Annotated in this window: 26 protein-coding genes and 1 other RNA gene; 22 read left to right on the forward strand and 5 right to left on the reverse strand. The window is 66.9% G+C overall.

Annotated features, from left to right (window positions below):
* Nucleotides 1–16: 16 nt before the first annotated feature.
* From mlaD to HUJ28_10190, 8 genes are all read left to right on the forward strand, one after another.
* Nucleotides 17–478 carry an outer membrane lipid asymmetry maintenance protein MlaD gene (mlaD, locus tag HUJ28_10155; GenBank protein ID MBD3619826.1) on the forward strand — a complete coding sequence of 154 codons (462 nt, stop codon included), beginning with the start codon at nucleotides 17–19 and terminating at the stop codon, nucleotides 476–478.
* A gap of 11 nt (nucleotides 479–489) precedes the next feature.
* Nucleotides 490–1119 (forward strand): ABC transporter substrate-binding protein, encoded by a 630-nt coding sequence (locus HUJ28_10160; protein ID MBD3619827.1) that lies wholly within the window; start codon nucleotides 490–492, stop codon nucleotides 1117–1119.
* The gene (locus HUJ28_10165) at nucleotides 1116–1415 is read left to right on the forward strand and encodes an STAS domain-containing protein (protein MBD3619828.1); all 300 of its coding nucleotides are present in this window, start codon (nucleotides 1116–1118) and stop codon (nucleotides 1413–1415) included. Before HUJ28_10160 ends, HUJ28_10165 begins: the two co-directional genes overlap by 4 nt.
* A gap of 136 nt (nucleotides 1416–1551) precedes the next feature.
* Entirely contained in the window at nucleotides 1552–2811 is a 1260-nt protein-coding gene (murA, locus tag HUJ28_10170) for a UDP-N-acetylglucosamine 1-carboxyvinyltransferase (protein ID MBD3619829.1), read from the forward strand.
* Between the two features lie 27 nt (nucleotides 2812–2838).
* A complete protein-coding gene (locus tag HUJ28_10175; GenBank protein MBD3619830.1) occupies nucleotides 2839–3471 on the forward strand; it encodes an ATP phosphoribosyltransferase in 633 nt (210 codons plus the stop codon).
* 39 nt (nucleotides 3472–3510) lie between these two features.
* Nucleotides 3511–4578 carry a 3-deoxy-7-phosphoheptulonate synthase AroG gene (gene aroG / locus HUJ28_10180; protein MBD3619831.1) on the forward strand — a complete coding sequence of 356 codons (1068 nt, stop codon included), beginning with the start codon at nucleotides 3511–3513 and terminating at the stop codon, nucleotides 4576–4578.
* A gap of 97 nt (nucleotides 4579–4675) precedes the next feature.
* Nucleotides 4676–5977, forward strand: coding sequence for a histidinol dehydrogenase (gene hisD / locus HUJ28_10185; protein ID MBD3619832.1), 1302 nt, complete (start codon nucleotides 4676–4678; stop codon nucleotides 5975–5977).
* Between the two features lie 7 nt (nucleotides 5978–5984).
* On the forward strand, nucleotides 5985–7070 hold the full coding sequence (locus HUJ28_10190) for a histidinol-phosphate transaminase (GenBank protein ID MBD3619833.1): 1086 nt from the start codon (nucleotides 5985–5987) through the stop codon (nucleotides 7068–7070).
* A 9-nt stretch (nucleotides 7071–7079) separates the two neighbouring features.
* On the opposite strand, the gene HUJ28_10195 is transcribed toward HUJ28_10190, so the two are convergent.
* A complete protein-coding gene (locus HUJ28_10195; protein ID MBD3619834.1) occupies nucleotides 7080–8225 on the reverse strand; it encodes a Do family serine endopeptidase in 1146 nt (381 codons plus the stop codon).
* 146 nt (nucleotides 8226–8371) lie between these two features.
* Between HUJ28_10195 and HUJ28_10200 the strand changes: the two genes are divergently transcribed.
* From HUJ28_10200 to HUJ28_10235, 8 genes are all read left to right on the forward strand, one after another.
* A complete protein-coding gene (locus HUJ28_10200; protein ID MBD3619835.1) occupies nucleotides 8372–9121 on the forward strand; it encodes a Nif3-like dinuclear metal center hexameric protein in 750 nt (249 codons plus the stop codon).
* Between the two features lie 205 nt (nucleotides 9122–9326).
* Nucleotides 9327–9914: a ubiquinol-cytochrome c reductase iron-sulfur subunit gene (gene petA / locus HUJ28_10205; protein ID MBD3619836.1), complete on the forward strand. Its 588-nt coding sequence runs from the start codon at nucleotides 9327–9329 to the stop codon at nucleotides 9912–9914.
* Nucleotides 9914–11308 carry a cytochrome b N-terminal domain-containing protein gene (locus HUJ28_10210; GenBank protein MBD3619837.1) on the forward strand — a complete coding sequence of 465 codons (1395 nt, stop codon included), beginning with the start codon at nucleotides 9914–9916 and terminating at the stop codon, nucleotides 11306–11308. Before petA ends, HUJ28_10210 begins: the two co-directional genes overlap by 1 nt.
* 29 nt (nucleotides 11309–11337) lie before the next feature.
* On the forward strand, nucleotides 11338–12060 hold the full coding sequence (locus tag HUJ28_10215; protein ID MBD3619838.1) for a cytochrome c1: 723 nt from the start codon (nucleotides 11338–11340) through the stop codon (nucleotides 12058–12060).
* An 80-nt stretch (nucleotides 12061–12140) separates the two neighbouring features.
* On the forward strand, nucleotides 12141–12767 hold the full coding sequence (locus HUJ28_10220; protein MBD3619839.1) for a glutathione S-transferase N-terminal domain-containing protein: 627 nt from the start codon (nucleotides 12141–12143) through the stop codon (nucleotides 12765–12767).
* A 45-nt stretch (nucleotides 12768–12812) separates the two neighbouring features.
* Nucleotides 12813–13202: a ClpXP protease specificity-enhancing factor gene (locus HUJ28_10225; protein ID MBD3619840.1), complete on the forward strand. Its 390-nt coding sequence runs from the start codon at nucleotides 12813–12815 to the stop codon at nucleotides 13200–13202.
* A gap of 119 nt (nucleotides 13203–13321) precedes the next feature.
* The gene (locus HUJ28_10230) at nucleotides 13322–13813 is read left to right on the forward strand and encodes an O-acetyl-ADP-ribose deacetylase (protein MBD3619841.1); all 492 of its coding nucleotides are present in this window, start codon (nucleotides 13322–13324) and stop codon (nucleotides 13811–13813) included.
* 5 nt (nucleotides 13814–13818) lie between these two features.
* Nucleotides 13819–14367 carry a hypothetical protein gene (locus HUJ28_10235; GenBank protein ID MBD3619842.1) on the forward strand — a complete coding sequence of 183 codons (549 nt, stop codon included), beginning with the start codon at nucleotides 13819–13821 and terminating at the stop codon, nucleotides 14365–14367.
* Between the two features lie 7 nt (nucleotides 14368–14374).
* On the opposite strand, the gene HUJ28_10240 is transcribed toward HUJ28_10235, so the two are convergent.
* From HUJ28_10240 to HUJ28_10255, 4 genes are all read right to left on the reverse strand, one after another.
* Nucleotides 14375–15754, reverse strand: a complete 1380-nt coding sequence (locus HUJ28_10240) for an FAD-binding protein (protein MBD3619843.1) — start codon at nucleotides 15752–15754, stop codon at nucleotides 14375–14377.
* 70 nt (nucleotides 15755–15824) lie between these two features.
* Nucleotides 15825–16412, reverse strand: a complete 588-nt coding sequence (locus tag HUJ28_10245) for a phosphoheptose isomerase (protein ID MBD3619844.1) — start codon at nucleotides 16410–16412, stop codon at nucleotides 15825–15827.
* A gap of 27 nt (nucleotides 16413–16439) precedes the next feature.
* Nucleotides 16440–16784: a YraN family protein gene (locus tag HUJ28_10250; GenBank protein MBD3619845.1), complete on the reverse strand. Its 345-nt coding sequence runs from the start codon at nucleotides 16782–16784 to the stop codon at nucleotides 16440–16442.
* A gap of 1 nt (nucleotide 16785) precedes the next feature.
* On the reverse strand, nucleotides 16786–18657 hold the full coding sequence (locus HUJ28_10255; GenBank protein ID MBD3619846.1) for a penicillin-binding protein activator: 1872 nt from the start codon (nucleotides 18655–18657) through the stop codon (nucleotides 16786–16788).
* 80 nt (nucleotides 18658–18737) lie between these two features.
* Between HUJ28_10255 and rsmI the strand changes: the two genes are divergently transcribed.
* The 6 genes from rsmI to ftsL all read left to right on the forward strand — a co-directional run bounded on the left by rsmI (nucleotide 18738) and on the right by ftsL (nucleotide 22649).
* Nucleotides 18738–19625 carry a 16S rRNA (cytidine(1402)-2'-O)-methyltransferase gene (rsmI, locus tag HUJ28_10260; protein MBD3619847.1) on the forward strand — a complete coding sequence of 296 codons (888 nt, stop codon included), beginning with the start codon at nucleotides 18738–18740 and terminating at the stop codon, nucleotides 19623–19625.
* A gap of 175 nt (nucleotides 19626–19800) precedes the next feature.
* Complete coding sequence (locus tag HUJ28_10265) at nucleotides 19801–20289, forward strand: hypothetical protein (protein ID MBD3619848.1); 489 nt, start codon at nucleotides 19801–19803, stop codon at nucleotides 20287–20289.
* Between the two features lie 20 nt (nucleotides 20290–20309).
* Nucleotides 20310–20658, forward strand: an RNA gene (gene rnpB / locus HUJ28_10270) — RNase P RNA component class A.
* 323 nt (nucleotides 20659–20981) lie between these two features.
* A complete protein-coding gene (mraZ, locus tag HUJ28_10275; GenBank protein ID MBD3619849.1) occupies nucleotides 20982–21434 on the forward strand; it encodes a division/cell wall cluster transcriptional repressor MraZ in 453 nt (150 codons plus the stop codon).
* A gap of 1 nt (nucleotide 21435) precedes the next feature.
* Nucleotides 21436–22371 carry a 16S rRNA (cytosine(1402)-N(4))-methyltransferase RsmH gene (rsmH, locus tag HUJ28_10280; GenBank protein MBD3619850.1) on the forward strand — a complete coding sequence of 312 codons (936 nt, stop codon included), beginning with the start codon at nucleotides 21436–21438 and terminating at the stop codon, nucleotides 22369–22371.
* Nucleotides 22368–22649, forward strand: a complete 282-nt coding sequence (ftsL, locus tag HUJ28_10285) for a cell division protein FtsL (protein MBD3619851.1) — start codon at nucleotides 22368–22370, stop codon at nucleotides 22647–22649. Before rsmH ends, ftsL begins: the two co-directional genes overlap by 4 nt.
* Nucleotides 22650–22674: the final 25 nt, after the last annotated feature.

Raw genomic sequence — 22674 nt, forward strand, 5'->3', positions numbered from 1 at the left:
CGCGGATAGAGCTGTCATGGAAACCACAAGAAAAATCGAGATCCTGGTCGGGTTGTTCATTGCCGCGGGTTTCGCCGCCCTGTTCATGCTGGCCATGCAGGTGAGCAACCTGAGCAGCTTCAACAGCGCCACCGGCTACCAGGTGACGGCCCAGTTCGACAACATCGGCGGCCTCAAGGTGCGTTCTCCCGTGACCGTCTCCGGGGTGCGCATCGGGCGCGTCACCGAGATCCGTTACGACCCGCAGAGCTTTCGCGCCGAGGCCACACTGACGCTGGACGCCCAGCACGACTATCTGCCGGCGGACACCATCGCCTCCATCTACACGGCGGGTCTGCTCGGCGAGCAGTACGTGGCGCTGGAACCCGGTGCCGATACCGAGGTCCTGAAGGATGGGGATCGCATCGAGTTCACCCAGTCCGCACTGGTACTGGAGGAGATGGTGAGCCGCGTCCTCAACCGGCTGACCACCAACTGAGAGGACAGGTCATGAAATTCCTGAACACACTCATCGCCGCCTTGCTGTCCCTCGGCCTGATGAATGCGGCCGTGGCGGTGGCCGCGCAGTCGCCGGAAGACATGATCCGCGACGCCTCCGAACGCGTGATGAAGATCCTCGACGAGGACAGCCAGCGCATCGCCAACGACCCGGAGTATGCGCTCAAGCTGGTCGACGAGATCATCATGCCGCTGATCGATTTCGACGCCATCAGCAAGCTCACCCTCGGGCGGCACTGGCGCGATGCCACGCCGGCGCAACGCGAGCGCTTCATGAACGAGTTCAAGGTGATGCTGGTGCGCACCTACACCCGTTCGCTGGTCGACTATACCGGCGCCAGTGTCATCTATCTGCCGGCCCGCGGTGACGCCAGCAGCGGGCGTACCACGGTATACACCGAGGTGGACGTGGGCGGCGGCAAGCCGCGCGTGCCCGTCAACTACAGCCTGCGCCAGGTCGGCGAGGAGTGGCTGGTCTACGACGTGACCATCGACGGACTGAGCCTGGTGAAGAACTACCGCACCAGTTTCAACGAGGAGATCGCCCAGACCGGCCTGCAGGCCCTCATCGATCGCCTGGCCCAGGCCAACCGCGATGGCGAGGTCGACCCGGTCCAATGACCGCGCCGCGTCTGGAACGTACGGCCGAGGGTCGTTACCGGCTGATCGGCTCGCTCACGGTCGAGTCGGTGCCGGCCCTGCTCGCGGCCTCGACCGGCATGCTCGGGGCCGGGCAGGCGGAGATCGACTGCGCCGGCATCGAGCATGCCGACAGTGCCGCCGTGGCGCTGATGCTGGAGTGGCTGCGCCAGGCCGAGGCCGCCGGTGGCCAGGTCGTGTTTCGTGACATGCCCGAACGCCTGCGTGCCATCGTCGCACTCAGCGACCTCGACGAGGTCATCCCCCTCGCGCACTGAACGACGGTGAGGTTTTCTCCCCCGGGCGCTGCCGTTTGGCGGCGTTTTTCGCTATGATTCCCCCTTTTTCCGCCAGTCATGCGCGCGCCGGGGTCGTCCTGTCTCTCCGCCGCGGGCCCGAGGGTGTCCCCACGCAATGGAAAAGCTGATCATTACCGGCGGCGAGCCGCTGAATGGCGAGGCGCGCATCTCCGGCGCCAAGAATGCCGTGTTGCCCATCCTCTGCGCCACGCTGCTGGCCGACACGCCCATGCGCCTGAGCAACGTGCCGCACCTGCACGACGTGACCACCACCATGGAGCTGCTCGGCCGCATGGGCGTGTCGCTCACGGTGGACGAGCGCATGGTCGTGGAGGTGGATGCGGGCAGCATCGAGCGCTTCGTCGCCCCCTATGACCTGGTGAAGACCATGCGCGCCTCCATCCTGGTGCTGGGGCCGCTGGTGGCGCGCTTCGGCCAGGCCGAGGTCTCGCTGCCCGGCGGCTGCGCCATCGGCTCGCGCCCGGTGAACCTGCACATCGAGGGGCTGGCCGCCATGGGGGCGGAGATCAGCATGGAGAACGGCTACATCCGTGCCCGTGCCGACCGCCTGCGCGGGGCGCGCATCGTCATGGACATCGTCTCCGTCACCGGCACCGAGAACCTGATGATGGCCGCGGCCCTGGCCGAGGGCGTGACCCTGATCGAGAATGCCGCGCGCGAGCCCGAGGTGGTGGACCTGGCCAACTGCCTGATCGCCATGGGCGCCGACATCCGCGGGGCCGGCACCTCCACCATCGAGATCCACGGCGTGAAGACGCTCTCGGGCTGCGACTACCGCATCCTGCCCGACCGCATCGAGACCGGCACCTTCCTGGTGGCCGGTGCGATCAGCGGCGGGCGGGTCCGGCTGCGCGACACCGACCCGACCCTGCTGGATGCCGTGCTGGCCAAGCTGGAAGAGGCCGGTGCCCACATCAGCACGGGGGCGGACTGGGTGGAGCTCGACATGCAGGGCAACCGGCCGAAGGCGGTGAAGGTGCATACCGCGCCGTACCCGGCCTTTCCCACCGACATGCAGGCGCAGTTCACCGCGCTCAACTGCGTGGCCGAAGGCACCGGGGCCATCACCGAGACCGTGTTCGAGAACCGCTTCATGCACGTGCAGGAGCTGCAGCGTCTGGGCGCCGACATCCGCGTGGAGGGCAAGACCTGCATCACCACCGGCATCCCGCGGCTGCGCGGTGCACCGGTGATGGCCACCGACCTGCGTGCCTCGGCCAGCCTGATCCTGGCCGGGCTGGTGGCGGAAGGGGAAACCCAGGTGGATCGTATCTACCACCTCGACCGCGGCTACGAGTGCATCGAGGAAAAGCTCTCCGCCCTGGGCGGCCGCATCCGTCGCGTGCGGGGCTAGGGCCGGCGAACAGAACAGAGGCAGACCATGACCGAGACATTGACCATCGCCCTGTCCAAGGGGCGCATCTTCAAGGAAACCGTGCCGCTGCTGGCGGCCGCCGGCATCGAGCCGCTGGACGATCCGGAGAAGAGCCGCAAGCTCATCCTCGACACCAACCGCGAGGACGTGAAGCTCGTCATCATCCGCGCCTCCGACGTGCCGACCTATGTGCAGTACGGGGCGGCCGACATCGGCGTGGCGGGCAAGGACGTGCTGATGGAGCACGGCGGGGCCGGGATCTACGAGCCGCTGGACCTGAAGATCGCCCAGTGCCGGCTGATGGTGGCCGGGCGCCCCGATGCGAAGCCGCGCGGCGGGCGCCTGCGTATCGCCACCAAGTTCGTGGACAGCACCCGCCGCTTCTACGCCGCGCAGGGCAAGCAGGTGGAGATCATCAAGCTCTACGGCTCCATGGAGCTGGCGCCCATCGTCGGCCTGGCCGACTATATTGTGGATCTGGTCGATACCGGCAACACGCTCCGGGCCAACGGCCTGGAGCCGCTGGAGCACATCGCCCACATCAGCTCGCGGCTGATCGTGAACAAGGCGGCGATGAAGATGAAGCACGCCCGCGTGAAGGCGCTGATCGAGCAATTGAAAAGCGCGGTGGAAAAGTAGTTTAATGCAGTTTTTAGACTGAATCTAAAAAGACAGCCGATGACCTATCAGACAGACGACCTGCGTATCGCCGGCATCCAGGAGGTGCTCCCGCCCGTCCAGGTGCACGAGGCCTTCCCGATCACCGAGCGGGCGGCGGCCACCGTGCACGACGCCCGCAGCGCCATACACGACATCCTGACCCTGGCGGATGACCGCCTGCTGGTGATCGTCGGCCCCTGCTCGATCCACGACCCGCAGGCCGCCCGCGAGTACGCCTCGCGCCTGCTGACCATGCGCGAGGAGCTGGGCGACGCGCTGGAGATCGTCATGCGCGTCTACTTCGAGAAGCCGCGCACCACGGTGGGCTGGAAGGGGCTGATCAACGACCCGAACATCGACGGCACCTACCAGATCAACCATGGCCTGCAGCTCGCGCGCAGTCTGTTGCTGGACCTGGCCGACATGGGTATCCCGGCGGGCACGGAGTACCTCGACCTCATCAGCCCGCAGTACATCTCGGACCTGGTGAGCTGGGGCGCCATCGGCGCACGCACCACCGAGAGCCAGGTGCACCGCGAGCTGGCCTCGGGTCTGTCCTGTCCGGTGGGCTTCAAGAACGGCACCGACGGCGGGCTGCAGATCGCCATCGACGCCATCCGCGCCGCCTCCATGCCGCATCACTTCATGTCGCTGACCAAGGCGGGGCACTCGGCCATCTTCTCCACCACGGGCAACGAGGACTGCCACATCATCCTGCGTGGCGGCCGCGAGCCCAACTACGACAGCAAGCACGTGAAGGAGGCCGCCGCCAAGCTGGAGCAGGCCGGCCTGCCGCCGCGCGTGATGGTGGACTGCAGCCACGCCAACAGCCGCAAGCAGCACATGCGCCAGATCGAGGTGGGCGAGGACGTCGCCGACCAGCTGGCCGCCGGCGAGCGCCACATCATCGGCGTGATGATCGAGAGCCACCTGGTGGGCGGGAACCAGCCCGCGGAGGCGCCCGAGCGCGTCTACGGGCAGAGCATCACCGACGCCTGCCTCGCCTGGGACGACACCACGCCGCTGCTGCGCGAACTCGCCGAGGGCGTGCGCCAGCGCCGGGAAGTGCTGGCCGCCAGCGCCTGAGCCGGGCCGGGCCCCGGGCCCGTTCCCGTGTAGAATGGATAGCTGTCGTCAGGGCGCCGCTGCGCCCTGACCTGTCTTTGAACGAGAGAGAGTCGACATGTCGCTGATCACCCGTCTGAATGCCGCCGATGCCGATTTCCGCGCCCGCCTGGACGCCCTGCTGGCCTGGGAGAGCGTGTCCGACGATCACGTCTTCAAGGCCGTGATGGAGATCCTGCACGCGGTGAAGACGCGGGGTGACGCCGCCGTCGTCGAGTACACCAACCGCTTCGACCGCATGAGCGTGGCCTCCATGGCGGAGCTCGAGATCCCGCTCGCGCGGCTGGCCCAGGCGGCCGAAGGGCTGTCGCCGGCCCGCCGCCAGGCGCTGGAACAGGCCGCCGCGCGCATCCGCGCCTACCACGAGCGTCAGCGCATGGAGTCCTGGAGCTACACCGAGGCCGACGGCACGGTGCTGGGCCAGCAGGTCACCCCGCTGGACCGGGCCGGGCTGTACGTGCCGGGCGGCAAGGCGGCGTATCCGTCCTCGGTGCTGATGAACGCCATCCCCGCCAAGGTCGCCGGCGTGCCCGAGCTCATCATGGTGGTGCCCACCCCGGACGGCGAGGTGAACGAGCTGGTGCTGGCCGCCGCCCACATCGCAGGCGTGGACCGCGTCTTCGCCGTCGGCGGCGCCCAGGCCGTGGCCGCCCTGGCCTACGGCACCGAGACGGTGCCGCAGGTGGACAAGATCGTCGGTCCCGGCAACATCTATGTGGCCACCGCCAAGCGCATGGTGTTCGGCGCCGTGGGCATCGACATGATCGCCGGCCCCTCCGAGATCCTGGTGGTCTGCGACGGCAAGACCGACCCGGACTGGATCGCCATGGACCTCTTCTCCCAGGCCGAGCACGACGAGGATGCGCAGTCCATCCTGGTCTGCCCGGACGCCGGCTATCTCGACCAGGTCGAGGCCAGCATCGAGAGGCTGCTGCACGACATGCCGCGCGCCGAGATCATCCGCACCTCGCTGAAGGACCGCGGCGCCCTGATCCAGGTCGCCGACATGGACCAGGCCGTGGAGGTCGCCAACCACATCGCCCCCGAGCACCTGGAGCTCTCGGTGGAGGACGCCGAGGCGATGGCCAAGCGTATTCGCCACGCCGGGGCCATCTTCATGGGCCGCTACACGGCCGAGGCCCTGGGCGACTACTGCGCCGGCCCCAACCACGTGCTGCCCACCTCGCGCACGGCGCGCTTCTCCTCGCCACTCGGCGTGTACGACTTCCAGAAGCGCTCGAGCCTCATCGGCTGCTCGGCCGACGGGGCCTCGGAATTGGGGAAGATCGCCGCCGAGCTCGCCCATGGCGAGGGCCTGACCGCGCACGCGCGTTCCGCCGAATACCGCATCAAGGACTGAGGTCGGGATGGCCTCACGCATCGCACAATGGGTGCGCCCGGAGATCCGGGCGCTGTCCGCCTATCACGTCCCGGACCCGGGCAGGCTGATCAAGCTGGACGCCATGGAAAACCCGTATACCCTGCCGGAGGACCTCGTCGAGGGCTGGCTCGACGCCCTGCGCGGCGTCGACATGAACCGCTACCCCGATCCGGGTGCGCGCATCATCAAGGAGCGTCTGCGCCGGGGGATGGGCGTGCCGGCGGGGCAGGAGATCCTGCTCGGCAACGGCTCCGACGAGCTCATCCAGATCCTGGCCATGGCCGTCGGCGGGGCGGGGCGCACGATCCTGGCCCCGGAGCCGGGCTTCGTCATGTACCGCATGATCGCCACCTTCGTCGGCATGGAGTACGTGGGGGTGCCGGTGAGCCCGGCGGACTTCTCGCTGGATGCAGAGGTCATGCTCGCGGCCATCGAGGCGCACCAGCCGGCCCTGGTGTTCCTGGCCTATCCGAACAACCCCACCGGCAACCTCTGGGATCGTCAGGCCCTGGAGGCCATCATCGAGGCCGCGCCGGGACTGGTGGTGGTGGACGAGGCCTATGCGCCGTTCGCCGACGACAGCTTCCTCCCGGATCTCGGGCGCTGGGACAACCTGCTGGTGATGCGCACCGTCTCGAAGATGGGGCTGGCCGGCCTGCGGCTGGGGTATCTCTGCGGGCCGGCGGACTGGCTTGCGGAGTTCGACAAGCTGCGCCTGCCGTACAACATCAACATCCTCACCCAGGCCAGCGCCGCCTTCGCGCTGGACCATCACGAGGTCTTCGACGCCCAGGCCGCGCAGATCCGCGCGGCACGTGCCGCGCTCGATGCCGGCCTGCGTGCCCTGGATGGCCTCACGGTCTACCCGAGTGCGGCCAACTTCATCCTGTTCCGTGCCCCGGCCGGTCGGGCCACGGCCCTGTTCGAGTCGCTGAAGCGTGACGGGGTGCTGATCAAGAACCTGAGCGCTTCCGGCGGCATGCTCGAAGACTGCCTGCGCGTCACCGTGGGCACGCCCGAGGAGAATGCGGCCTTCCTGGCGGCACTCGGGCGGGCCCTGGCCGGGGCCTGAGCAGGCCTCCTACTCGGCCCGCGCCGTCGGCCGCTTGGCCACCGTCGTCTTCGCCTCCACGCGCCGGCCGTCGCGCCACAGCGTGATGGTCACCGTCTCGCCCGGCTGCGCCAGGGCGATGAGGTTCAGGGCCTCGTAGGCCTGCTCGATCACCTCGCCGTCCACCTCGATGATCACGTCCCCGGGACGCATGCCGGCCCGGTCGGCGGGGCCGTCCGGGTAGATGCCGGCGATGAGCACCCCGTGCGTGTCCGGCAGGCCGAAGGACTCGGCCAGCTGTGGCGTCACGTCCTGCGCCTCCACCCCCAGCCAGCCGCGGATTACCTCGCCATGCTCGATGATCTGGGTCATCACGTCGCGGGCGAGGTCCACCGGGATGGCGAAACCGATACCGTGCGAGCCGCCGGACTGGCTGAAGATGGCGGTGTTGATCGCCACCAGGTCGCCATGCGCATTCACCAGTGCGCCACCGGAGTTGCCCGGATTGATGGCCGCGTCGGTCTGGATGAAGTCCTCGTAGGTGTTGATGCCGAGCGAATGCCGGCCGGTGGCGCTGACGATGCCCTGGGTGACGGTCTGGCCAACGCCGAAGGGGTTGCCGATGGCCAGCACCACGTCACCGACGCGCAGGTCGCTGGAGCGCCCCACGGTCAGGGTCGGCAGGTCGTCGCGGGCGGCGATCTTGAGCACCGCGAGATCGGTGTCCGGGTCGGTGCCCACCACGCTGGCCTCGAAGCTGCGGCCGTCGGCCAGCAGTACGGCAATGGCCTCGGCCCCGGCAATCACGTGATTGTTGGTGAGCAGGTAGCCCTGGGCGCTGAGGATGACGCCCGAGCCCAGACTGGTCTGGGTGCGGCGGCGCAGCGTCTCGCCGCGCTCCTGGAACTGGCCGAAGAAGGGATCGGACTGCAGGGGTGTGCGCTCCACCACGGTGCGTGCGGTGAAGATGTTCACCACCGCCGGGGCGGCCTGGTCGACGGCGTCGGCATAGGAGACGGGGCCGTTGGTCGGTGGCTGCGCGTTGACGGGGGCCTGGCGCACCTCCACCACCGGCAGCTTGCCATTGAGGCCCGCCGGCTGGATGAGCAGGATCACCACCGCGGCCGCGATGCCCACTGCGACCACCTGCAGGATGAAACGCGAAAGCTTGGAAATTTTCATTGGCTCCCCAGTCGTGTAGTGTTGCGCTCCGGGTGGCGCGGCATGCGCCGCCCCTCGCATACACTCGCACGGAGTTCGTGCCGCATTATCGCCCGGCGGCGTGGCCGCGGGCAAAGAAAACGCCTACCGGGGGTATCGCCATGGTCTCGCTCGATAAGCTCGTCGACTACTGCAACCGGCTGCTGGAGGCCGGACGCTTTCGTGACTATGCCCCCAATGGGCTGCAGGTGCAGGGTCGCGACCGGGTGACGCGCATCGTCAGCGGTGTGACCGCCTCCCGGGCACTGATCGAGCAGGCCATTGCCCTTGAGGCCGACGCCATTCTGGTGCACCACGGCTATTTCTGGAAGGGGGAGGACCCCTGTCTCACCGGCATGAAGCGGGCGCGCATCGCCCTGCTGCTGGAGCACGGCATCAGCCTCATCGCCTATCACCTGCCGCTGGACGCCCACCCCGAGCTCGGCAACAACGCCGTGCTGGCGCGCGAGCTGGAACTCGAGGTGGATGGTCCGCTGAATGCCGAGGGCATCGGCCTGCACGGACGGCTGGCCGAGGCGCTGGAACCCGGGCTGTTCGCCGAGCGCCTGCGACGGGTGCTGCGACACGCGCCGCTGCATATCCCGGGCGGCCCCGAGGTCATCCAGCGTGTCGGCTGGTGTACCGGCGCTGCGCAGGACTACATCGAGCAGGCCGTCGCCCTGGGCCTGCACGCCTTTGTCTCCGGGGAGATCTCAGAGCGTACCACCCACACCGCGCGGGAGGCGGGCATCCATTACTTCGCGGCCGGCCACCACGCCACCGAGCGCGGGGGCGTACAGGCGCTGGGTACACACCTGGCCGCGCATTTCGGTCTCGAGCACCGTTTCGTGGATGACCCGAATCCCGTCTGAAAGACTCGGATTTCATTGGAAAAATCCCCTTTCGGGTTGACCTTTTTGGCGAGTTACGCCAAAGTACGCGGATTTTTACGGCCCCTTTTTTGTCGGGCAGAGTTCCGCCAGCGTCGACCATTCGGGGGAGAGGTCGGGCGCACGAATACGCGGTTCTTACAGCGCGTAACGCATTTTTTCTTCAAGTCCATTTGGGAGAGTGAAGATGGCAGTAGATAAGAGTCGACGCCGCTTCCTTGTCGGCGCCACCTCGGTGGTCGGAGCCGTGGGTACTGCAGCCGTCCTCGTGCCCTTCGTCAGGTCGATGAATCCGAGCGAACGCGCCAAGGCCGCGGGCGCGCCGGTGGAAGTCGATCTGAGCCAGCTGGAGCCTGGTCAGAAGGTCAACGTGGAATGGCGTGGCAAGCCGGTGTGGGTGGTGCGCCGCACCGAGCAGATGATCGATGATCTGGCCGTGATCGAGGATCGTCTGCGCGATCCGAAGTCCGAAGTCGTGACCCAGCAGCCGGCCTATGCCCAGAACGACACCCGTGCGATCAAGCCGGAGTTCCTGGTGCTCGTCGGCATCTGCACCCACCTGGGTTGTTCGCCGACCTTCCGTCCGGAAGTCGCCCCGGCCGACCTCGGCCAGGACTGGAAGGGTGGTTTCTTCTGCCCCTGCCACGGGTCCCGTTTCGACATGGCCGGCCGTGTTTACAAGAACGTCCCGGCTGCCAAGAACCTCGTGGTTCCGCCGTACACCTACCTGAGCGACAACCGCATCCTCGTCGGTGTCGATGAAGGAGCTGCCTGATGAATAAGCTGTTGACTGGCCTGCTCGGCTGGGTGGATGCCCGTTTCCCGCTGACCAAGATGTGGGAAGAGCACCTGTCCAAGTACTACGCGCCGAAGAACTTCAACTTCTGGTACTTCTTCGGCTCCCTCGCGCTGCTCGTTCTGGTCATCCAGATCGTCAGCGGCATCTTCCTCACCATGAACTACAAGCCGGATGCGACGCTCGCCTTCGCCTCCGTCGAGTACATCATGCGCGACGTCGACATGGGGTGGCTGATCCGTTACATCCATTCCACCGGCGCGTCCGCGTTCTTCATCGTGGTGTACCTGCACATGTTCCGTGCGCTCATGTACGGTTCCTACAAGGGCCCGCGCGAGCTCATCTGGATCTTCGGCATGACCATCTACCTGGTGCTCATGGCCGAGGCCTTCATGGGCTACCTGCTGCCCTGGGGTCAGATGTCCTTCTGGGGTGCCCAGGTTATCGTCAACCTGTTCGCCGCCATCCCGGGCATCGGCGAGGCCCTGTCGGTGTGGATCCGTGGTGACTACGTCATCTCCGACGCCACCCTGAACCGCTTCTTTGCCCTGCACGTCATCGCGCTGCCGCTGGTACTGGTCGGCCTGGTGGTCGCCCATATCATCGCGCTGCACGAAGTGGGTTCCAACAACCCGGACGGCGTGGAAATCAAGAAGAAGAAGGACGAGAACGGTATCCCGCTGGACGGCATCCCGTTCCATCCCTACTACACCGTCAAGGACATCGTCGGCGTGGTGGTCTTCCTGATGCTGTTCTCCGTGGTCATGTTCTTCATCCCGGAGATGGGCGGTTACTTCCTGGAGCACGCCAACTTCATCCCGGCCGATCCGCTGAAGACGCCCGAGCACATCGCCCCGGTGTGGTACTTCACGCCGTTCTACACCGTGCTGCGTGCAGTGCCGGATCCGTTCCTGGGCGTGGTGGCCATGGGCCTTGCGGTGGTGATCCTGTTCTTCCTGCCGTGGATCGACCGTAACCCGATCAAGTCCTGGCGCTATCGCAGCTTCCTGCACAAGCTGAACCTGCTGCTGTTCGTGGTCGCTTTCGTCATCCTGGGCTACCTCGGCGTGAAGCCGGTACAGCCGGCCCTGGCCGAGCTCGGCCTGCGCATGACCGAGATGTACTTCCTGTTCTTCTTCGTCCTGTGGTTCCACAGCAAGGCGCGGTCGGCGAAGTACAACATCATCTGGTTCGTGATCACGGTGGGTGCTGTCACCCTCTATGACATCAGCCGTGTCGGTTCGCTGGGTGACGAGAAGGACTTCATGTGGATGTGGGTGTTCCCGGCCGGTTACATGTTCCTCATGAACCTGCTGCCCATCTTCACCAAACTGAACAATGAAAAGCCCGTTCCGGAAAGGGTGACGTCATGAAGAAACTGATTGCCGTTGTTTTTGCGCTGATGGTCCCGGGTGCGGCGCTGGCCGCCGGTGCCTCGGTCCCGCTCGACGAGGCGCATGTGGACGTGACCAACGAGGCCTCGCTGCAGCGTGGTGCCAAGCTGTTCACCAACTACTGTCTGAGCTGCCATTCGGCCGGTTTCGCGCGTTACAACCGCGTGGGGCGTGATCTCGGGCTGACCGACGAACAGGTGCAGAAGTACCTGATCAACACCACCGGCGCCGACGGCGAACCGACCAAGATCGGTGAGCTGATGAAGATTGCCATGACCAAGGAATACGGTAGCGAGGCCTTCGGCGCCGCCGCGCCGGATCTCACCCTGGTCGCTCGCGTGCGTGGTGCGGACTGGCTCTACACCTATCTGCGTTCCTTCTACAAGGACGATTCGCGTCCCTTCGGTGTGAACAACACCGTGTTCCCCAACGTCGGCATGCCGCACGTTCTGTGGCAGTTGCAGGGTCGTCAGGAGAAGGTCGTGCGCACCGAGGTGGATGCGCACGGTCACGAGCACGAGGTCACCGAGCTCAAGCTGGTCGAATCCGGCACCATGACGCCGGCCGAGTACAACCAAGCCGTGCTGGACCTGGTCACCTTCCTGGTCTACCTGGGCGAACCGGCCCAGACCGATCGCAAGGTGCTCGGTGTGTGGGTACTGATCTTCCTGTTTGTCCTCTTCGTGTTTGCGTATTTCCTGAAGAAGGAATACTGGAAAGACGTACACTGACAGGTTGCGGTATGATCGGGGCATGGACGCCCCGCAGCCGCATTATTCCTTTTTCATGATTCAACGAACGGAGTGGACGTATGGCGTTGGTCGCCAATAGAAGATCCGTCATGACTCTGTTCTCTGCGCCTGCTGATGCGCAGAGCCATCGTACCCGGATCGTCCTTGCAGAGAAGGACATTACCGTCGATATCATCGATGTGGATCCGGACAACCTGCCGGAAGACCTTTCCGACCTGAATCCCTATAACACCGTGCCGACGCTGGTCGATCGCGAGCTCACGCTCTACGATCCGCGCGTCATCATGGAGTATCTGGACGAGCGCTTCCCGCACCCGCCGCTGATGCCGGTGGACCCGGTCTCGCGCGCCAAGTCGCGCATGGCCCTGCATCGCATCGAGACCGACTGGTACTCGCTGCTGGGCGAGCTGGAGTCGGGCAACGACAAGCGCATGAACAAGGCGGCCAAGCTGCTGCGTGAAAGCATCATCGCGGCCGACCCGCTGTTCGGTGCCTTCCCGTACTTCCTCAGCGAGGAGTTCACGCTTGTGGACTGCACCGTTGCGCCGGTCCTGTGGCGTCTGCCGCGCTGGGGCATCGACCTGCCGAAGACGGCCAAGGCCGTGCAGGGCTACATGGCGCGCATGTTCGAGCGTCCGTCCTTCCAGCAAAGCCTCACCGAGGCCGAACTGGAGATGCGGGGCTGAGGCCCCGCATCTGTTTCGGCACACCGACAGCCCATGGCGCAAGGCATGACCTCAAGCCGTCCTTATCTGTTGCGGGCCATCTACCAGTGGATCGTGGACAACGGCCTGACCCCGCACATCCTCGTCAACGCGGAAGACGAGCAGGTGCAGGTGCCGCGCCAGTACGTGGAGCAGGGCAAGATCATCCTCAATATCGCGCCGATGGCCGTGCATGGTCTGACGCTCGGCAACGAGGACGTGACCTTCAATGCACGCTTCGGCGGCACACCCATGGACATCTACGTGCCAATGGGCCGGGTGCTGGCCATCTATGCCCGCGAGAATGGCCAGGGGATGATGTTCGGCGAGGAAGAGGACGGTGATGAGCCGCCGCCGGACGACACGGGCGGCGATGAGTCCGGGTCGTCACGCCCGCATCTCAAGGTCGTGAAGTAAGCGAAGAAATACAACGGGCCCGGCAATGCCGGGCCCGTTGTCGTTTACGGTGTCTGCCGGGTCGCCAGCAACAAGCCACGCCTGTTATGCTTGGCTGCGGTGCGAAACGGGGACGGAGCATGATCGAGGTCTGTGTCGGCGACATCACCGGGCTGGCAGTCGATGCCATCGTCAATGCCGCCAACGAGTCGCTGCTCGGCGGTGGCGGCGTGGACGGCGCCATCCACCGGGCGGCAGGACCAGGGCTGCTTGAATACAATCGGCGACTGGGCGGTTGCCCTACCGGGGAGGCGCGTATTTCTCCCGGTTTCGATCTGCCGGCACGCTACGTGATCTCCACGGTGGGGCCTGTCTGGCAGGGAGGCGAGGCCGGTGAGCCGCAGCTGCTGGAATCGGCCTACCGTCGTTCGCTTGAGCTGGCGCTGGAGAACGGGGTGAAGCGCATCGCCTTTCCCGCCATCAGCACCGGCGTGTACGGCTATCCCAAACGCGAGGCGGCGGCCATCGCCCTGCGCGTGATGCGCGAATACGCGGCGCGTTTCGACCGCATCATCGCCTGCTGCTACAGCGAGGCGGACGCCGCCATTTACCAGGAACTGCTCGAGGGCTGAGTTGCATGCAAAAAGAATCGACCACGAGAAAGACAGCCGAGGCCCTGCTGATACAGCGACTGTATCTGTCCGCCGTCGTCGCCCTGGTCTGGCTGGTCTGCTATCTCTCGATCGCCGCCCCCGCACCGCATGTCGGCGCGCCGTTCTCCATGGCCGTATTCGCCCCCGTGGCCATCGCCCTCAACAACCTCGGTCTCGCCTTGCCCGTGGCCGTGTTCTTCGGCACCCTGCTGATTGCCGTCGCCTTCCTGCTCTGGTCCCTGCCCCTGTGGCGCGGCGAGGCCGGCATTCCGAAGCGCAGTCGCAACCTCGCCATCGCCATCTTCGTCCTTTCGGTGCTCTGGCTGATGTTCGTCGGACAGGCCGGGGTGAAGGTGCAGGGCCTGTTCCATGTGATCATGATGCAGGGCTACAACGTCCTGATCGCATCGCTGCTGTTGCTGTTCTACCGGCTCCACCGGGCCGAACCGAAGTTCGGCATCAGCCTCGCCTATCACGGCCTGCTGTTCGCCTGGATCGGCTGGTGCGCCTTCCCCTGGCTGGGGCCGGTGTGAATCGGCGTTAGTCCGGCAGGCCCTTTCCTGCATTGAGCAGGCCCAGCGGATCGAACTGCTGTTTGATCCGCCGCATGAGATCGAGCGTCACCGGGTCGATCTCGCGCGCGACGAACTCGCGTTTCACCAGTCCCACCCCATGTTCCCCCGAGATCGTGCCCTCGAGCTCGAGTACGAGCTTGAATACCTCGTCCAGGCAGTTTTCGGCCGCTTCCAGCTGCAGCGGGTCATCCGGATCGACCAGCAGGTTGACGTGGATGTTGCCGTTGCCGGCGTGGCCGAAGTTGACGATGGTGATGCCGTGGTCCTTCGCCAGTTGCTGCAGCCCCTCGATGAGCTCCGGGATGCGCGAGACGGGGGCGACCACGTCCTCGTTGATCTTCTTCGGGGCGACATTGCGCAGGGCGGGGGATAGGGCCTTGCGGGTCCGCCAGAGCGCCTGGACTTCCTCCTGCGTCTTTGCCAGCACACAGCTCAGGCAGCCGTCGACCTCCGCGGCCTGCTGCACCGCTCCGGCGGCCGAGTCGAGGCAGGACTCGGGGCCGTCGACCTCGATCATCAACATGCCGCCGGCGTTTTCGGGCAACGTCGCCTCCGAGTAGCTGCGGATCATCTCGATGGCGGTGCCGTCGATGAATTCCAGCGCGCAGGGGATGACGGGCTGGGACATGATGGCGGAGACGGCGCGCGCGGCCGCGCCCATGTCCCGGTACACCGCCTGTAGCGTGCGCCTGCCCTCGGCGAGCGGCGTGAGCCTGAGCGTCGCCTCGGTGATGATGGCGAGCGTGCCTTCCGAGCCAATGAGCAGGCGCGTGAAGTCGTAGCCGACCACGCCCTTGGTGGTCATTACCCCCGTCTTGATCTCCTCGCCCGCGCCGGTGACGGCGCGCAGGCCCAGCGTGTTGTCGCGCGGCGTGCCGTACTTCACTGCACGCGGGCCGGCCGAGTTGTAGGCGAGGTTGCCGCCGACGGGGCAGAAGGCGGCGCTGGTCGGGTCGGGCGGCCAGAAGAAGCCGTGCTCGCCGGCGGCGTCCTGCACGGCCTGGTTGGTCACGCCGGGCTCAACCACCATCAGCCGGTTGTCCGGGTCGACACGCAGGATCCGGTCCATGCGTTCCAGCGAGAGCACCAGGCCGCCGTGCGTGGGTACGGTGGCACCGGTGGTGCCGGTGCCGCGGCCGCGCGGGGTGAGTGGCACCCGGTGCGTGTTGCACAGGCGAGTGATCTCGCGCACCTGTTCGTGGCTGGTGGCAAAGGCCACGGCCTCGGGGGGCCGGTGCTGGCGCGAGTTGTCGTAGCCGTAGGGCCAGCAGTCGGCGGGGTCGGTGAGCAGGGCGTCGTCACCGACCAGGGCGCGAATGGCGTCGAGAAAGGCGGGGCTGAGCATGGTGGATGTCTCGAAGCGGGGCTTGTTGGCCGACCAGTGTAACGCCTGCCACGCGACGGGGCACGCGGGGCTATTCGCCCAGCAGCTGGGCGTCGATCAGGTCGCAGAGGCAGTGGATGACCAGCAGGTGCACTTCCTGCACGCGGGCGGCGGAATCGGCAGGGGCACAGATCTCCACGTCGCAGGCATGCAGGGCGCCGCGCATGCGGCCGCCGCCGCGGCCGGTGAGGGCGATGACCGTGCAGTCACGGTCGTGGGCGGCCTGGATGGCGGCCACCACGTTGGCGGAGTTGCCCGAGGTGGAGATGGCCAGCAGGACGTCGCCGGCCTGGCCCAGGGCGCGCACCTGGCGGGAGAAGACCTGAGTGTAGTCGTGGGCGTTGGCGATGGAGGTCAGCGTGGCGGCGTCCGGGGTGAGGGCGATGGCCGGCAGGCCCGGGCGGTCGCGCTCGAAGCGGTTGAGCATGCGCGAGGAGAAGTGCTGGGCGTCGCCGGCCGAGCCGCCGTTGCCGCAGCTGATGACCTTGCGACCGTTGAGCAGGGCGTCGAGGATGAGCCGGGCGGCGCATTCGATGGCCTCCGGCAGGGCGTCGGCGGCGGCCTGCTGGGCCTCGATGCTGGCAGCGAAGTGCTGGCGGATGCGGTCTTGCGGAATCATGCTCGCTGTCGGTTCGCGGGCGCCGTCTCAGGCGGCGTCGAAGGCATTGCGTATCCAGTCTATCGCAGAGCCGCCCGCCATGGCGATGACGTCGAAACGGGCGGGGCCGTCGTGCGGGTGCCGTTGCAGGTAGTGCTGGGCCGCGGCGATGAGCTTCTGCTGCTTGCGCCAGTCGATGCTGGCCGCCGCACCGCCGTAGCGCGCGTTCTGCCGCAGGCGCACCTCGACGAAGACCAGGGTCTCGCCGTCGCGCATCACGAGGTCGATCTCGCCGCGACGGCACTGGTAGTTGGCCGTGACGAACCTCAGCCCCTCGCCGGCGAGGAAGGTCCGTGCCGCCTGCTCGGCCTCCGTGCCGCGTGTCCCGGTCATGCTATTCGTCGACGGGTTTTGTCTCTTCCGGCGCCTCGCTGGCGGCCAGCGTGCGGGGGCGGCCCTTGCTGAACTGGGCCCACTTGAGTTCGCGGTGCATGCGCCCCTGGGCGTCGATGTAGAGGTTGCCGGTCAGGCCCTCGTAGCGCTCGTAGTCGCGCTCCTTGAGGCGGCGCAGGTAGGGGACGATGCGGTAGGCATCGATGCCCAGCGCGAGGAGACGCGGCTGCCGGGCGGCATAGGCGGGCACGGCCGCCTGGATGGCCTGGTAGCGTTCCGAGGGCTGCTCCAGGTTGTCGAGCAGCCAGGGGATGTCGCTGAAGATCACGCCGTTGAGGTCGCTGTCGGCACGCGGGTCGACGCGGCCGGAGAAGCTGTGCGAGGTGGCATAGACGGGCAGATCCGAGGCGCGCAGGAAGTCGAGCTGCGGGCGCAGCAGCCGGGCCTCGCGCGGCGTGGCGGCGATGAAGACCATGTCCACGTCGCGGCGGCGGCGCGGCTCGAAGTGCACGTCGCGCTTGATCACGTTGCGCACGGCGCGGTAGCGCGCCTGGCTCTCGTTGAGCCGCAGCGCCCGTTTGATGGCGGGCTGGAAGTCGGCCTCGCTGGGCAGGTAGGTCTCGGCCGCGAGCACGGTGCCGCCGAGCTCTTCCAGGCGCTCGCCAAAGGCCTGCTGCAGGCGCTCGCCCCATTCGCCCTGGGGCACCAGGCTGATGGCGTTGACGTGTCCGTCCAGCGAGGCGCGTTCGGCGGCCTGGCGGGCCTCGTCCTCCGGCAGCAGGCCGAACTGGTAGAAGTTCTCGGCGGTGGGCAGCTGCTCGTCGACGTAATTGAGGCCGAGCACCGGCACGGGCAGTCGCCGGTTGCGGCCGATGGCGGTCAGTGCCGCCTTGTCGAAGGGGCCGATGACGAATTCCGCGCCCTGTTCGATGGCCAGGTCGTAGAAGGCCATGGCCTCGTCGCCGCGTTCGGCGATGTCATAGACCCGTAGCAGCGGGCGTTCCTCGGGATTTTCTTCCTGGTACCAGGCCGCGAGCACCCCCTGCAGCAGGGTCTGGCCGACGACCTCGAAGCGCCCGGACAGGGGTAGCACCAGGGCGATCTGTTTCGGGTAGGTGGCGTATTCCTGCCACTGGGTACGCAGCCCCGGCAGGATGGCGCCCAGTGCCGCATGCCCGGGGTAGGCGGCCTGCCAGCGCAGCAGCTGTGCCTCCAGGGCGGCGGGTTTGGGCGGCGTGGTGCGGGAGATGTAGGCGAGGTGCAGCCAGCCGCGGATGGCGCGGTCGTCGGTCTCGTTGGCCCAGTTGTAGAGATCGAAGCTCGAGGCCAGGTTGAGGTCTTCCCACAGCAGTTCGAGGTTTGCCTGCTGCTGCTCGGGGGTGGTCAGGCGCTCCTGCAGCGTCAGGCGGGTGCGGGTGGCCTCGATGCCCTGGCCGGCGGCAAACAGGGCGTCGGCGCGGGTGCCGAGGATGTCGATCTGCAGCCGGCTGGGCAGGGCGTCGATGGCGCCCGGCAGTTTTTCCAGGGCCTCGTGGGGACGGCGCTCCACCAGCAGCAGGCGTGCCTCGATGAGGCGCAGGCGGGCGAGGCCGGCGGCATCGAGTTTCCGCTCGTCCACCTGGCTCAGGTATGCTCTGGCCTGGGCGAGCAGCTCGGGGGTGGCGGCCGCATCGGCGGCCAGCATCAGGTATTCCTCGCGCTGTGGCGAGCGGCTGCCTTCGGCCAGCCGTGCATAGTGGCGGGCGGCGCGTTCGTATTCACCGAGGGCCAGCAGGCGATCGCCCTCCTCGCGGGCGGTCTCGGGATCGGCGCCGCGCTGGGGCATGGTCTCGCAGCCGGTCACGGCGAAGGCGAGCACCAGCAGCAGGAGCAAGCGGGATATCAGTCGGGCAGAAATCATGCGATCAGATGAATGCAATTCCATATGGGGCGCTCACGCCGGGCCTGTCCTGAATGAGCGTGCCAGTATCTTGGCTGGGGGCAGACGTGTCAATTGAGCCCGGCACGCTTTACGTGGTGGCCACGCCCATCGGCAATCTGGGCGACATCAGCCAGCGCGCGCTGGCGGTCCTGGCGGGTGTCGACTGCATCGCCGCGGAGGACACGCGGCACACGGCGCGCCTGCTGGGGCACTTCGGCATCGGTACGCCGCAGGTCTCCCTGCACGAGCACAACGAGGAAGAACGCAGCGCCGAGCTGCGGCGGCGTCTGCAGGCGGGCGAATCGGTGGCGCTGGTGTCGGATGCCGGCACGCCGCTGATCAGCGATCCCGGCTATCGCCTGGTGCGCGAGGTGCGGGGGGCGGGGCTGGCCGTGGTGCCGGTGCCGGGCCCCAGTGCCCTCATCGCCGCCCTGTCGGTGAGCGGGCTGCCGACCGACCGCTTTGCCTTCGAGGGCTTCCCGGCGCCCAAGGCTGCGGCCCGGCGCCGGCAGTTCGAGGCGCTGCGCGAGGAGCCGCGTACCCTGGTCTTCTATGAATCCAGTCATCGCGTGGCTGCCAGCCTGGAGGACATGCGTGCGGCCTTCGGCGCTGCGCGCGAGGCAGTGATCGCCCGCGAGCTGACCAAGGCCTACGAGCAGGTGCAGGCCGGCACGCTGGCCGAGCTGGTGGACTGGCTGGCCGCCGACGCCAACCGCGAGCGCGGCGAATTCGTCATCATGGTCGCGGGGCACCGGGTCGCGGCGGGCGAGGTCGACGAGGCAGAGGCCCGACGGGTGCTGGGCCTGCTGCTCGAGGAGTTGCCGGTGAAGGCGGCGGCGCGCCTGGCCGCCGAGCTGCTGGACCAGCCGCGCAACGCGCTCTATGCTCTGGCTCTTAGCCTGAAGGAATCGGGTCGGTAGGGAGCCTGCCCGGGGCGTGGCCTCCGCTCTCGCGAGGGGGGGAACTCCCGCCTTTCACGGAAGCGGCAGACCATCACAAAATCGCCCGCTCGAAGGCGATAGATTGCACGGTAGGCAGGGGCTTGTAGCGGCCTTCTGCATCCGAATATCAGCGACTCCGCCCGAGGAAACCCCCATGTCCGACCGTGAACTCGAATACAACTTCAGCGAAGGGAAGCGTTTCTTCAAGATCCGCAACTACGACATCGCGGTGGAATTCTTCCGTGAATGCAGCGAGAGCGTCGGGCCCGGCGACACCTACTACAATCGTTACCGCTCCTGGCTGGGCATGGCCCAGGCCTTTGCCGGGGACATGGGCGGCGTGGTCCTCTGCCGCGTGGCGGCCAAGGAAGAGGCCCGCGATCCGGAGGTGCTGGTGAATCTGGCCAAGGCCGAACTCACTCAGCGCAACCGGGCCAAGGCCCTGGATGCGCTGTACATGGCCCGCAAGATCAACCCGCATATCCCCGAGATCGGTGAGCTGATCGAGCGACTCGACCGCCGCCGCAAGCCGGCCATCCCCTTCCTGCCGCGCAACAACGTCCTCAACCGGCTGATCGGCCGGGCCACCTACGAGCTGCAGCGCCGCCGCGAGCCGAAGAAAACCCCCGCCTCGGAGTCCTGATTCTGCTAGAATCGCCGCCGGGAGTCGGCCGGATGATCGCTGCACGCTTCGCGTGTGGAGGAAAGTCCGGGCTCCATAGGGCAGGGTGCCAGGTAACGCCTGGGCGGCGAAAGCCGACGGAAAGTGCCACAGAAAACATACCGCCGATGGCCTACGGGCACAGGTAAGGGTGAAAAGGTGCGGTAAGAGCGCACCGCGCGGGTGGCAACACGCCGTGGCAGGGTAAACCCCACCCGGAGCAAGGCCAAATAGGGGTGCATTGGTGTGGCCCGCATCGCACCCGGGTAGGCCGCTACAGGCGCGCGGCGACGCGCGTCGCAGATGAATGATCGTCCTCGACAGAACCCGGCTTACAGGCCGGCTCCCCCTAATTCCTGTTTCCAGCGATCACCCTCCACCGTTCCCCACCCGGGCGCGCATCCGCCGCCCGTGGCCTGCCGGGTTCAGGTCTGAACTTAAAGTAACTTCTCAGCATGAATGCCCAATCTCATGAATCCCTGCGGGTTCTTCCCGGGCGTGAATGTGAACTGTTCCCCACCTTCGCAAGCTGCTCCTAAGTCGTTGTCACATAAACGGTTTTATGGGGCGGCAAGACGCGTTTTCCCTTGACAATACCCAGTCTGGCGACCATAGTGTAGGAAAGTGGGGGAACGTGGGGGAGAGTGGTTTTTCTCCCTCCGCTGGAGGACGTGTTGTTCCGAGGGGTCAACAACCTGAACCTGGATGCCAAGGGTCGCGTCGCGATCCCGGCACGCTATCGCGACCGCCTGACCGAGGCGGCCGATGGTCGTCTCGTGGTCACGGTGGACCGCGACGGTTGTCTCCTTCTCTATCCCTTCCCCGAATGGGAGCGCATCGAGCAGGCCCTGATGGCGCGCCCCAACATGGACAAGCAGGTGCGACGCCTGCAGCGCCTGCTGCTGGGTCATGCCACCGAGTGCGAGCTGGACTCCCAGGGGCGTATCCTGCTGCCCACCCCGCTGCGCGAGTTTGCCCGTCTCGATAAGAAGGCGGTACTCGTCGGGCAGGGCAACAAGTTCGAGCTCTGGGACGAGGACACCTGGGTCGGGCAGCGTGACGCCTGGCTCAGGGAGGAAGAGGAATCCGGCGAGCTCAGTGCGGCGCTCGAGTCGCTGTCGCTCTGACATGGGCGCCCGACACGATCATCGCTCGGTGCTGCTGGATGCAGCCATCGAGGGTCTGAATATCCGGGCCGACGGGGTCTATGTGGATGGGACCTTCGGCCGCGGCGGGCACAGCGCCGCGATACTCGAGTGCCTGGGGCCGCAGGGGCGGTTGTTCGGGTTCGACAAGGACCCGGCGGCCGTGGCCGCCGCCCGGGAGCGTTTCGGGCAGGATGCACGGTTTTCGATCACACACGGGTCTTTCGTGATGATGGCGGACGTGGTGGAGCAGGCAGGACTGACGGGCCGGGTCGACGGGGTGCTCCTCGACCTGGGGGTCTCCTCGCCGCAGCTCGACGATGCCGGCCGCGGCTTCAGCTTCATGCGGGAAGGCCCGCTGGACATGCGCATGAACCCGGAGGCGGGTGAATCGGCCGCCGACTGGCTGGCGCATGCCGAGGAAAAGGAGATCGCCGACGTGCTCTGGCACTACGGCGAAGAGAGGTTCTCGCGCCGCATCGCGCGGGCCGTGGTCGCGACCCGCGCCGAGGCGCCGCTGCGCACCACGCAGGACTTCGTGCGGCTCATCGAGCAGGCAGTGCCCCGACGCGAGAAGCACAAGCATCCGGCCACGCGCAGCTTTCAGGCTGTCCGCATATTCGTGAATCGCGAATTGGCTGATCTGGAAGACCTGCTTGTTCGCGTACCGCGAATGCTGGCGCCCGGCGGGCGCCTGGTGGTGATCAGCTTCCACTCGCTGGAAGACCGCCTCGTGAAGCGCTTCATGCGCAACGAGTCCCAGGGCCGGCCCCTGCCGAAGGGGCTGCCGGTGATGGGTGGCCCTGAGGGGCGCACGCTGCGCCTGGTCGGCAAGGCGCAGCGCCCGGGCGAGGCCGAGGTGGCGGCGAATCCGCGGGCACGAAGCGCCGTGCTGCGCGTGGCGGAGCGGCTGGCATGACCTGGCGGGTGATGCTGCCGTCGCTGCTGGCCCTGCTGGTGCTGGCCTCGGCCGTGGGCGTGGTGGCGACCAAGCACCAGAGCCGCAAGCTCTTCGTCGAGCTGGAGCGGCTCACGGTGGAGCGCGACGAGTTGAATATCGACTGGGGGCGGCTGCAGCTGGAGCAGAGCACCTGGTCCACGCATGGACGCATCGAGCAGGTGGCGCATGAGCGGTTGCAGATGCGCCTGCCAGGGGCGGCGGAGATCAGGATCGTGGTGCCCGATTCGGGGCGGTGAGAAGGCGTGGAAAAGACACCTTTCT

The organism is Chromatiales bacterium, from assembly GCA_014762505.1.
GTDB lineage: Bacteria > Pseudomonadota > Gammaproteobacteria > SpSt-1174 > SpSt-1174 > SpSt-1174.